The sequence below is a fragment of the Paenibacillus sp. P4_A7 genome, from assembly GCF_056402455.1.
Genome location: NZ_JBFUHJ010000001.1, coordinates 50,061 through 62,586 on the forward strand (window position 1 = coordinate 50,061; position 12,526 = coordinate 62,586).

At 46.0% G+C, this 12,526-nt stretch carries 5 protein-coding genes, 1 pseudogene and 1 riboswitch; all 6 genes and pseudogenes read right to left on the reverse strand.

Annotated features, from left to right (window positions below):
- Positions 1-5 precede the first annotated feature (5 nt).
- The 6 genes and pseudogenes from AC1DWN_RS00215 to guaA all read right to left on the reverse strand — a co-directional run bounded on the left by AC1DWN_RS00215 (position 6) and on the right by guaA (position 12,046).
- Positions 6-659, reverse strand: coding sequence for a DUF3238 domain-containing protein (locus tag AC1DWN_RS00215; RefSeq protein WP_477556932.1), 654 nt, complete (start codon positions 657-659; stop codon positions 6-8).
- A pseudogene (locus AC1DWN_RS00220) lies at positions 633-743 on the reverse strand (RHS repeat-associated core domain-containing protein); the annotation flags it as partial. The gene AC1DWN_RS00215 and the pseudogene AC1DWN_RS00220, both read right to left, overlap by 27 nt.
- Before the next feature lie 541 nt (positions 744-1,284).
- Positions 1,285-1,635: a hypothetical protein gene (locus AC1DWN_RS00225; RefSeq protein WP_477556933.1), complete on the reverse strand. Its 351-nt coding sequence runs from the start codon at positions 1,633-1,635 to the stop codon at positions 1,285-1,287.
- A 31-nt stretch (positions 1,636-1,666) separates the two neighbouring features.
- Positions 1,667-7,906 (reverse strand): RHS repeat-associated core domain-containing protein, encoded by a 6,240-nt coding sequence (locus AC1DWN_RS00230; RefSeq protein ID WP_477556934.1) that lies wholly within the window; start codon positions 7,904-7,906, stop codon positions 1,667-1,669.
- Positions 7,899-9,884 carry an S-layer homology domain-containing protein gene (locus AC1DWN_RS00235; RefSeq protein WP_477556935.1) on the reverse strand — a complete coding sequence of 662 codons (1,986 nt, stop codon included), beginning with the start codon at positions 9,882-9,884 and terminating at the stop codon, positions 7,899-7,901. The genes AC1DWN_RS00230 and AC1DWN_RS00235 overlap by 8 nt, the downstream gene beginning before the upstream one ends.
- A gap of 40 nt (positions 9,885-9,924) precedes the next feature.
- Positions 9,925-10,017: riboswitch (cyclic di-GMP riboswitch) on the reverse strand.
- 490 nt (positions 10,018-10,507) lie between these two features.
- Positions 10,508-12,046 (reverse strand): glutamine-hydrolyzing GMP synthase, encoded by a 1,539-nt coding sequence (gene guaA, locus AC1DWN_RS00240; protein WP_477556936.1) that lies wholly within the window; start codon positions 12,044-12,046, stop codon positions 10,508-10,510.
- Positions 12,047-12,526: the final 480 nt, after the last annotated feature.

Consider the following 12,526-nt stretch of genomic DNA (forward strand, 5'->3'; position numbering starts at 1 on the left):
CTCCATCAGAATTCAGTAATTATTAAGCTTTCTCTTGTTAAACCAAATAAATCATTCGGGTTTGATCCTAGTACATATGGATTAGAGTCATCATATAGTTCAGCTTTCCCCTCTCCAACTTTAACAAATATCTCATACGCAGGGAATAAATCTCTAGTTCCTTTTAAATTCACTTTACCCTCGGGATTCACACTAAAATAATATTCATAGTTTATGTCCGGTCCGACCTTAAATCCAAACATTTTGGCCAATGGGTTTGAAGCACTTATAGTTGCTTTAAACGTAATAATACCGTTAGCATCCACTTTAACATTTTCCATTGCCATTGTTTTCGAATTAATTACCTGCGTTTTTTCTTTAGTTTTTTCAACTTCACCCGTCTTGTTATCACGTATAACCTTATGGGTGGTGCCCATTTGATTCACAACTGTTACAGTTCCTTTTTCTGTGTCTATCGTAAACTCCTGAGAGGTACGGAATGCTTTTGAACTATAGTCGGTCATTACACGATTGTCTCCAAGATAGTAAGTAGTATTGCCAAACATATTTTCAGTAGGCACTGGCGACTTTATCTCTTTATAAGGTAAGTATGTTCTTGAAGTTACCTCTACAATTATATTACCGCTAGGATCAATATATTTTAATGGATTATTATGCACATACGCAAAAGTATTCTGACTTTGCGGATTCCATGTGTCCCCTTTATACGTATCCTCACTTATAAACCGTCCTAACTCCGGCTGGTAATATCTTGCTTAGGCATAGAAGAGCCCGCTGGTTTATATTTTCATTCAACATCATTTCCAATTCTTTATTAATCGATCTACAATTAATTAGGAAATATAAACTCTAACAGCAATAAACAATCCAATAATAATTGATTTCGTCATAATACCTCCCAAAATAATCATATAGGAGATACTGACAATAATATGAACGATGATAAGAACAGGTTTTCTCGTAATTTTCATTGTATTTAACACTATTTTCGAAATGACGCATAATATTACGCCTATTCCTAACAAAAGTGAAAAGCCTAAACCGAACATAATAGAGTAATACAATTTTGAATATATAATTACAGATAAAACACTTGAAATAAACGTTGCCAAAAACATCTCAAGTAAAATGTGCGTACAGCCCTTTTACAGAAAGTTTCATACAGGGCTGTTCGATTGGGCTTAGCCGCCCGCTTCATTCAGCACTGGGTGGGAGTAAAAAAGACAAAAAGAAACCACATGGAGTATAAACTCGCATGTGGCAAGAATTGCACAAATATATTTTTTATGATAAAGAGTTAAGTTCCCCTCTCATTTCCTCCAATTTTCGGAGGTATTCTTTAATCAGTGGCTCATCGTCAATTTTCTCTATTTTCTCAGGACGAACATTTAATAAGTACTTTACATACACATCAAGAATACTTTTCTGTATCTTCGATGGTTCTCCGGTTAGCTCTAAATCGGAAAATTTGTTTAATTTGATCGTTTCCTCTTTTGTAAACCTATCAGCATGTCCAATAGCATCCACAAGTATATCGATAATTTCAACGGCCTTTTTTATAAATTTTTTATCTGAATCATTACCCGTTTGTCCAAATAAAATTGACATTGCGACTATTATCAATACTTTTTTCACAAAACTATCACCTTCCTATTTGTAAACTCTCTTACCTAATACGTCGGCCGGGAATCTTTATCCGCTTGATACCATTATCTCCAAAATACGCCTTCTCTATATAAGCCTTTGCACCTGCCGTAGTTACATTAATCCTTTTATCATCTTTATAATAGTGGAATGAATAAACAATTTTCCCTTTATCAACTGACTCCACTTTCATTTTCAAACTTCCATGAACGTCAATATTATCAATATCATTTATCTGATGTCCCCTCTTGAGATCACTCCTTACAGACTGATATTTCCGTAATTGTTTCTCTGCATTCTCGTATTTTCCATCACTACTATCCCCAAGCCCCTTGCTCCATTTCTTGGGCTTCACTTCCCAAAGCAGACTACCCGATACAATATCCGCCCAGTAATGCTTATTCGGTAACCATTTAACTTCTTCCTCTATATGATATTCTAATTGCGTATTCATTCCTGTGGCGGCTGCAATTTGCTTAGCCGCTTGAATCTGAGCGATCTCATGAAATGCTGTGTAAATAGAATCATCACCATTAGCTTCTATTACTGCAATTGAAAGTTCCGCATTAGTGTATTGCGTTCCATCTTCTTTTCCACCGATAAAATCCGATAGAAACATATTTAGCAGTTTATGTGCCATGTGACCAGAGGGATCTGTATGGATCAATGGATTATTATGCACATACGTATAAAGATTCTGACTGAGAGGATTCGTCAGTTCCCCTTTATACGTATCCTCACTTATAAACCGCCCCAACTCCGGCTGGTAGTAACGTGCCCTTGCATACGTGAGTCCACTGCTATAATCATAACCCAGACCCGTGTACCCAAATAAGCTGTCTGGACCCGGCCAGTTCAAGTCGGACTTCTTACTGTCCAACATAACACCAAATTCGTCATAGTGGTAGCGTGCAGACACACGTCCGTCTTTTTCCGCAAGTCCGATTGTACTGCCAAGGGCATCCTGCAGATACCAGAGCGTCTTAGGCTGTGTACCCGGTTCCGCACCGCCCTCACCTGGGGTTTTCTCCCAACCGTTGTTTGCATCATACGCTGGCAGATAGGTCATGCTCAGACGTTCGCCACCTGCACCATACACATGCGATTGTTTCCACTTCGTGCTGTCTGCCTCCGTTACTTGCAGCGGTTCAGGCAGCGCTAAACTGACGTCATTGGTGTAGTAGAGTTCCCAATGCTTTTTCTTTTGCTGTTTCTCCCAACCATCACGTGGACCGCCCGGATGCATATCCGGATACTCTTCATCGGTCTGACCGCACTTCTTGGCTAACCCCGGCGGAACAAACCCGGGCGGCACTACATGGCAATTAGCCGATCCATTGCCATTTCCGTTACCATTGCCATTTCCGTTACCATTGCCATTGCCATTGCCATTGCCATTGCCATTGCCATTTCCGTTTCCGTTTCCGTTTCCGTTTCCGTTGCCATTGCCACCATTACCATTACCATTACCATTACCATTACCATTACCGTTACCGTTACCATTACCATTACCATTACCATTACCATTACCATTACCGTTGCCGTTACCATTACCATTACCATTACCATTACCATTACCATTGCCGTTACCATTACCGTTAGGGCCATGGGCATAATCAATCGTCATTTTCATCCGATTGCCGTCACCGTCATACGCATATCGCGTCATGTCGCCTTGGCTGTTGATTTGTTCAATTAGTCGGCTTGCTCCGTTCCATACATAGCGCTCAACTACTTCTGATTCGGACCATTGCGGTTCACTCAAAGCAGTCAAAGAGTCGATGTATGAGTCATCTGCCAAGTTTGGATCACCAGACTCATTGCCATTGACCGGTTCTGCCGGATCATACACAGATGACGTTACTGACATCATCGTGTCCAGTTCCGGAAGTTGTAGATTCTTCTGCATAACCTGCAGCAGATTACCCCTAGGGTCATAAGTGTAGTCTTTCATCTCACTGCCATTCGTCCATTGCAAGAGACGATCCGCTGTATCGTACGTATAGGACTCGGTATCGGTCACATCCCCCCATACGCTTGTTTTAGCAAGTCGATTCCCTACCGCGTCATAATGGTAGTTAGTGGATACCGATAGGTCCGCTGCCAAGCCGTTCTGCGTCTGGACGCCTACTAGTTGATTCAACGCATCATACGCATAGTCCGTTATTACACGTTCCTGACTGTCGTTCTCGCCTGCATCATCCTCATCATTGCCGTCCGAGAGACGCCCACTCTGAATCCGATTGCCTACAGGGTCATAGGCGTACGTTAATTGCTCCATCACTTTACCAAATTGATTCCGATGGCTCAGCTCAAGCAATTGTCCTGCATCGTCATAGCGGTAGTTGCTTTGCCCCATGGTTGGCAGCCCCTTGGAGATGAGCATGCCCCGTGCATCGTAAGCGTAGCTTGTGACTCTGCCCTCCGCATCCGTGACAGCCGTCATTCGGTCTAGCAAATCATATTGATAGCTGACAGTAGTGGCGTCTGGATATATGACTTTGCTCCGCTGCCCGGTAGGCGTCCATCCGTATTGAACCGTCTGTTGATACGGATCGGTCACTGCTGTCAAACGGTTCAACTCATCGTAAGTATACGATGTCGTGCCCAGCTCATCGGTCATTAGCGTCCTGCGGCCGGCTGCGTCGTATTCGTAGCCGACTTGCTTACCGTCCGGATAGAGAACGCCCGTTAGGCGGCTCAACAGGTCATGGTTATATTGGGTTGTTTCACCATCTGGCAGCTTCATGCCCGACATATTCCCAAGGCTATCGTACATCAGCTCTGTCATGCGCTGCTCTGGACCGATCTCCCGGATCAGTTGGCTGTTCAGGTTATATTCATAGTTCGTCATGCGCCCGAGGGCATCCGTCTTCGACGCGATATTACCCATGGCGTCATAACCGTATAACGTCGTAGCTCCCAGCGCATTGGTCACTCTATTAAGCTGTCCGAGAGGATCGTAGCCATATTCCGTTTTCTGATCCTTAGCGTCCTTCAGGACCGTTAATGAACCTCGGGAGTCGTAGGCCATCTCTGTTAAATGACCAAGCGGATTGATCAAAGAGGTCACCCGTCCGAGCGCATCATAGCGATAAGTCGTCGTTTTCCCTGCTTCGTCGATGGAGCCGGTTACCCGGCCAAGCTCATCCCGGGTCATCTCGGATACTTGTCCGAGCGGATCTGTTATCTTCACAAGCATGCCGCGAGGGTCGTAATCGAGCTGCCACATCGCGCCGCTTGGGTTCACGGTCCGGATCAGGCGATTGGCGCTGTCATACGTATAGGCCGTCTTCTGCCCTAGTGCATCTGTCTGCTCAAGCAATCTCCCCAATGCGTCGTAATTGTATCCGACAGCGTGGCCCAACGGATCAGTTTCCTGTGTCAATCGGCCGGCTGCATCATAGCTCATCAGCGATATGCCGCCTTCTGCATCAGTCACCTTCAGCGGAAGATTACGTCCATCGTATTCGATTCTAGTTTCACCGCCGTTCGGGTCGACGAATCGTGTCACATTACCGTTATTGTCATACTCGTAGAGGCTCACACTTCCCTCCGGTTCGGTGATCGACTCAAGACGATTGGTCTCGTTATAGCTGTAGACCGTTTCGGCTCCGTTCGGACTGATTACTTTCGTCTGGTTGCCTACGGCATCATACTCGTATCGCGTTACATTAGCCAAAGCATCAGTCACTGCTATCACTCTTGCGAAGCTGTCATAGGTGTAGACAGAGCGTGATCCCGCCGCATCAGTGTAGCCGGTCAGGTTGCTATCCTTGTCATATTCAAACCGTTCAGTGTTTCCAAGTGCATCGATCTGTGCGGTGATCCTATCCCGCGGGTCGTATTCCATTTGCGAACGCTGTCCCAACGCATCCAACAAGCCAGTGACGCGGTGAAGCGGATCGCGGATCATCTCTTGACGATTGCCAAGCGGGTCCGTGATAAAGCGAGCAAAGCCGTACTCATCATTCTGGATACTCGTGGTTTCGCCGTTCGCGTTCGTAACGGATAAAGGGATACCTCGTCCGTCCACCGCTATACGGGAAACACCGCCTAGCGCGTCAGTAATCTCGATTAGGTTGCCGTTACCGTCATAACCAAGCGACGCCTTATGTCCGAGTGGATCGACGATCTCTTCCGGCAGATTAAAGGCGTTGTAACGGATTTCCGTCTGGTAGCCTTCCGGGTCCTTGGCACGAATCAGATTTCCTGAATGATCGTACATGTAATCCCAGACCTTGCCGCTCCGGTCTGTCATTACAATCAGGTTATCGTGCTTGTCGTACATGAAACGCTCGGTTGTCCCATCCGCATAGGTCATTGCCGTTTTACGGTAACGCTCGTCATAATGATAGACGGTCTGCCGCCCAAGCGCATCCGTCGTCACGGTCTGCATCTGTTCGGGGTCATATTCGATGCTACCCCAGATGCCCGCGAAATCCCGCTGGCGCACGACTCTGTCCTGCTCATCGTATTCATTAATGAGCGCGACCGTTTCATTCGGATTTTGTATTCCGGTTATGTGGTGCTCATCATCATATTCATATGCAATCTTTGCCCCATCCGGGAGAATCATCGCCGTTAAATCATGATTAACGGCATCATATTCATAGGCCGCATAGCGTCCGGAATGATCGGTCACCCGTGAGACTTTCCCTCCGTTGCCATAAGTGAACGTCAGCTTTGCGCCATTCGTCTCTACATCAGTAAGCAGGCTTCCCAAATAAGTAAGCTGAATCCTATTACCGTTTGGATCTTCAATCCGGTACAACAGTCCGTCTTTACGATAGGTGTAGGACCATCTCTGCGGTGTTTGCTGGATGTAAGTACCATCCTGATTTTTTACAAGTGTATCGTATATGCCGTTTTGCCCTGCGTACTGCCCATTTCCTACTGACTCAAAAAGATGGCTTGCACCCTCCGGCGATACCGCATAGATGATACCGTTCTCCCGGAACTCCAATCTTCCCTCATAAGAATGATGCCAACCTACGCCAAAGTCACCGTCATAGCTGTCTCTGCTATGATACGTCAGCGTAAGGTCAAGCGGCAAGACTGCCTGAACGCTCAGATTCGAATGGCTGAACACGAAGTCCCCTGTTGCCAGGTTGATAGGGTCGAACGCTTTTGGAATCGGATATCCATTGCGATTTTTAAATTCATCATGAATTCGATCGTCGTCTTCCCTGCCAATCTCACCGGCTTGCCGCGGGTTCATGATCAGCAGGTTAACACCTTCATCGATCTTGCCATAGCAAACTTGATCGTTGCAATCCTCTACAGGAAATCCGTTGAAGCTGGCTATTTGGCCGATTTTCTCAACGATAGCTTCTTTCTCAATCACATTGTAATAATAGCTGGCCACAACCGCCCAGTTAATATTCCATGCTGGAGCCTTATACCTCAGCACCTTCAGCGCTTCCGATTTGACCGATTGCTTCCCGTCGAAACTTCTCGTTGCGATGGCTTGAATTTCAGCGATTTCATACGCGGGGAGCTTTACCTTGACTTCCCATTCACCAACATAGTCCTCTGGCTGGTTATCTGTCCGTTCGGGGAAAGGGAAATCCTTGAAGTAGGATGCATTAACCGGTATGGCCAGTGCCCATTTCGATTCTCTTGGATTAACTTTAATTCCCTTTACAAGTGATTCAATGACTCCGTCATCGACGGTTGTATCGTTGCCCACTCTTCGGATTCGATTCATTTTGAGTTCAACCGTGGTACCGATCTCCGCAATTCCTCTAATCGTATACTCTTCGCTTCCCTTAATGGGCACGATCTCCAGCCCCTTGGGCTGCGGAGGCACCGGATTTATGATTTGCACTTCGCCCGAATTGCCGTAATTGGGAAACTTTGTCGGCGTGACCCGAATATCATAGCTGCCTTCTTCGACCGGCTCACCGTTCACTTGCCCATCCCAGGTATAAATATTGTTCGTTTCGGTTGGATACTTACCCGTGTCTAACGTGGCTATGACGGAGCCGCTGCGCTCCAGTCGGATCTCTGTATCATGTTCATCCTGCGTTTCACTATTCTGATCCGGATCATCGAATCTGAAATTCACCTGTGTCTGTCCTTTATATACCGAGCTGAGCGATTTAGGATTGATCTGCAGCAATGTATCCGCATGTGCACGCGGCAAATTCGCATTCGGCAGCATTGGAAGCCCCGTCAATAGCACGATAGACGCAAGCATAGACTTCCCGATTTGACCCCATCTCCGTTTCATACGTTTACTCTTGATCTCCTTACTCATTCACGATCTCTCCTTTCATCGCCAGCCACCTGTAGATGACCACCGCAGCTTCAGCACGCGTGCTCGTTCCGCCGGGATTCAACCGGCTCCCATTCCCCTGTACGATACCGCTCTTGATCGCAGCTTCAACAGACGGCTTAGCCCATGAACTCACGCGGCTAGAATCGGTGTAACCCGAGAGCTCATCTGTTGCTTCTTCCTTCTGCAAACGAGCAGCATTAACCAGCATGACCATCATTTGTTCGCGGGTAATGACGGCACTCGGCTTGAATAGACTGCCTTCAAAGCCTTTAACCCATCCCGCGGCGGCTGCCTGCTCAATCCACGGAGAGGCCCAATGTGTATCCGGCACGTCACGGAACGATCCGGCATCTGCTTGTCCGGACTTCAACCCTGCCGCCTCGACCAGCATCTTGGCGAACTCGGCGCGTGTTACAGATTGCTTGGGTTCAAAGTTCCCCGTCTGCATCCCATCCACGATCCATCTGGAAGCCAGTACTTCCACTTCCGATTGCGCCCAGTGGCCGTTCATATCTTTAAAAGAAGGGGAATAGGTAAAGAGAGCGTATAAGCCCGGAGTCATTACACTAGCGCGGACAGTGCGCCATGCCGAATCGACCGTTCCCCCTGCATAAACCCATTTACGATCGGATTCCACATAACGGTAAATACCTGTCCGATTGGCTGAATCAACTGTCTCGAAGGCGTGTTCCAATTCGAAGGTCAACGTGGCTGGCTTCTTTAGCTCCGATTCAGTCGTCCACTTCCAGCCGATACCCGCCCAAGTCATGCCCTGGGCCGGTTTACCATTGAACAGGGCCGTTTCCATGCTTTCCTCCAATACGATCCGGGTATCCGCTTCGAAGGTTCCTTGTTCAAACTTCAACGATGCCTCTTGATTGGACGACACGATACCGCCGTCTGAACCGATGACAGTCCCTTCCTGATTCGGAATGACGTCTGGGTTCGATGGATTGGCTTCCGTTTGGATGATGGTACGTTCCGCCAGTTTCCCATTGTTGACAAGGGCAAGTTCTTGCCCATTAAATCCGATGAATTGCGAAGGCTTGGTCACGCCTAAGGAGTAAATAGAACCACTAGTCAAGTCTGCACCCTTCATGACTGCCGAGCTCCCGGATGCTTCCAACCAGATGGCCGTCCCGTTCGAGATACTCATTTCGCTATATTCGACGCTCGGCTTGGCCGGTAAGGTCAGATCGACAGGCCGCGGATCGTTATCACCTAGATCAATGAACGTGTATTTTCCGAGGTTATCTAAATCTTTCTGCTTCCACAAAATCTCTTCACCATTGAAGACAAATCGCTCCACGTACTGGGAATACGGCAAGTCTAGAATTTTCTTATGCGTTTGAGACGAAATCGTATATTCATACAAGCCTCCATCCGAATACCCTTTATAGATGATGCGTCCGTTTCCGACGACCGGATCCCTTCCGCCTCCCAAGTCTGTCAACACGCCGGTCTCCATGTCGTATTGATGCATCTCATATTTTGGATTGGTCTGCCAGACAATATTGTTCCCGTCGATGGAAGGAATTCGGTGCTGGCCGATCGTATTATTCAGCTTCGTCTCTGTTTTCGTGCTCAAATTATAGCTGTAAATATCCCAGTTCAAGTTCCCGACACCTTCGTTTTGATCCCTCTTATCTGCCCATACGAGAACGACCTCCCCCTGCCTGTTGATACCAATAGCAGGTGAATCAGTCGGTTTCCCATGATTAGTGATGGCCGTCGTTTGCCCGGTTTTCGTATTGCCATAATAAACCCGATTACGATCACGCCATACGACATGCTCCCCCTTTAGACGTACGGAACCGCCGGTTATGTCGAAGGAAGATGTCTCATCCTTATACGTGTACACGGTCTCCGCATAAGCTTCTTGCCCTGATGGCAGCAGCAATCCCCCCAACAATCCCAACATAATGAGACATTTAAACGCTTTCCACTTTCTGCTCATCCTAATTTTCCTCCCCTGAAAAATAAATAGACCAAGCCCTTTAAGCAACCCGGCTGTCAGATCATGAACATACATGACGTAAGACCCGTGGCTTTGCGTCCCCGACTTTCGTACGGGTTTGCCTTTTATTAATGCTTGGTTAGTTCAAATCTACTATTTTAATGACTTACATAGTTCTTTCCGTCTATGCCCAACCAGAATTATACATAGAGTTACAAAATGTGACAATCATTATTTTGGAACTAGAGTAATATGCCGTCTCACTAACAAAACATCTGCTCATGTAATTGATCACCTTGAGCCTTGTCCCTATGCTGAATATAGTATAGTAATCAGAGGCGCTAAGGGTCCCAAAATCGATGAACAGCCCTTTACTGTTTTACAGTAAAGGGCTGGAATAGTTAGCTTCCGAATCGAGTAAAAACAACTTTTTGAATGTATCTCAATCATACTTTATAATCCAAAATACATATGTAAGAAAATACAAATAAAACGCCTTCCCGATTCGGCTGTTAAGCCGGTGGAAAGGCGTTTTTGAGTTTGAAGTACATTATGCATGGTACGCATGTAGTACAAGCTTGGCAAGTCATGCGTGGTAAGGATGCAGTACGAGTTTTATGCGGTTATTCCCACTCGATGGTAGCTGGCGGCTTGGACGTAACATCGTAGACGATACGGTTAACGTTGTCTACTTCGTTTACGATACGAACCGAAATTTTCTCAAGCACATCCCACGGGATACGTGCCCAGTCAGCTGTCATACCGTCGATTGAAGTTACGGCACGGATGCCGACAGTGTATGAGTAAGTACGAGCATCGCCCATTACTCCTACGCTCTTCATGTTCGGAAGCGCTGTAAAGTACTGCCAAATTTCACGGTCAAGACCGGCTTTAGCAATTTCTTCATGAAGGATAGCATCGGACTCGCGCACGATGTGAAGCTTGTCCTCTGTTACTTCGCCAAGAACACGGATAGCAAGACCCGGGCCTGGGAAAGGCTGACGCCATACTATCGCTGCAGGCAAGCCGCACTCTTCGCCGACTTTACGAACCTCGTCTTTGAATAATGCTTTAAGTGGCTCAACGAGCTTGAACTTAATGTCTTCAGGCAAGCCGCCGACATTATGATGCGATTTAATGGTTTGTGCTGTAGCAGTGCCGCTCTCAACGATATCTGTATACAGCGTACCTTGTGCCAAAAATTCAAAGTTTTCGAATTTATCGGATTCTTCTTGGAACACGTAAATGAACTCGTTGCCGATAATTTTACGTTTTTGCTCGGGATCATCTACACCCTTAAGCTTGCTCATGAAGCGTTCGCGCGCATCGATTTTGACAACCTTCATATCGAATTTGCCAACGAATGTATCCATTACGCTGTCCGCTTCGCCTTTGCGAAGAAGATTATGGTCGATGAACATACAAGTAAGCTGATCGCCAATCGCTTTGTGTAGAAGGATCGCTACAACTGAAGAATCTACGCCCCCAGAAAGCGCGCATAGTACTTTTTTGTCGCCAACTTCATTACGAATATCACGGATCGCATCTTCGATGAACGACTCCATCGTCCAATTGCCGTCGCAATCACAAATGTTGTAAAGGAAGTTCCGAATCATTTCGTTACCGAATTCAGAGTGACGCACTTCCGGGTGGAATTGTACGGCGTAGAACTTACGCTCCATATCACTCATTGCTGCTACTGGAGCATGCTCCGTGCTAGCTGTAACTTGGAAACCCTCAGGCAGTTCAACTACGTGGTCACCATGACTCATCCATACGGTTTGAACCTTGTCGAGACCAAACGATATATGATTATCGTCTACAAATTCTACTTCCGCTTTACCGTATTCACGTTTACCAGCGCGCTCAACTTTACCTTTCAGTTGAAACGACATGAGCTGCATACCGTAGCAAATACCGAAAATTGGAATGTTCAAATCGTATATAGCCGGATCTACAAGCGGTGAATTTTCTTCATAAACGCTTGCGGGTCCACCCGAGAATACGATACCTTTCGGTTGTAGTTCGCGAATCCGTTCAACCGGCGTGTTATAAGGCAATAGCTCGCTATATACGCCTAAATCACGAATACGGCGTGCAATTAGTTGGTTGTATTGTCCTCCAAAATCAAGAACAACGATGATTTCATTTTGCTTAGTCATTACCGAGCCTCCCTTGATAGATGTAGTAATTATATATAAGGCGGTTTAGGAGAGTCAAGGCGAACGCACTTTGATTTAGAGTGTTCTTGTAAAATTAAGGTGAAGTGATGAAATGTAAGCGTTTAACGGGGATCATAACTCATTTTAAATGAAACTTATTTGTATAAAATTGGAGAGGATAGGTGTGAGTTGGGGAAGGTTTTTGCAGTTTTTTGCTGGGAGTGATCTTAATCTTGGCTACATTAAATTAAATCATCCGTCGAAAGTCAGCTATATAGTCGCTGTTAGCAGCAAATTAAAAAAATAAAGTATCAGTAGCGGAATGAAATTGGAATGGAATGGGCTGTAGCCTACCCTAATTCTGCTACGAAATAAAGTAAATTGATGATAACGCTTAGCTGGTGATTATTTCATGAATAATAATGGACACGATAAAGAGAAATATTAAAACGAGGGAACAAAGAACAAGGAATAAGGAAT

Bases quoted from the DNA above. Each gene is read 5' to 3' on its own strand.
- AC1DWN_RS00230 (WP_477556934.1), bottom strand. From the start codon at position 7,906: ATGAGTAAGGAGATCAAGAGTAAACGTATGAAACGGAGATGGGGTCAA.
- AC1DWN_RS00235 (WP_477556935.1), bottom strand. From the start codon at position 9,884: ATGAGCAGAAAGTGGAAAGCGTTTAAATGTCTCATTATGTTGGGATTG.
- guaA (WP_477556936.1), bottom strand. From the start codon at position 12,046: ATGACTAAGCAAAATGAAATCATCGTTGTTCTTGATTTTGGAGGACAA.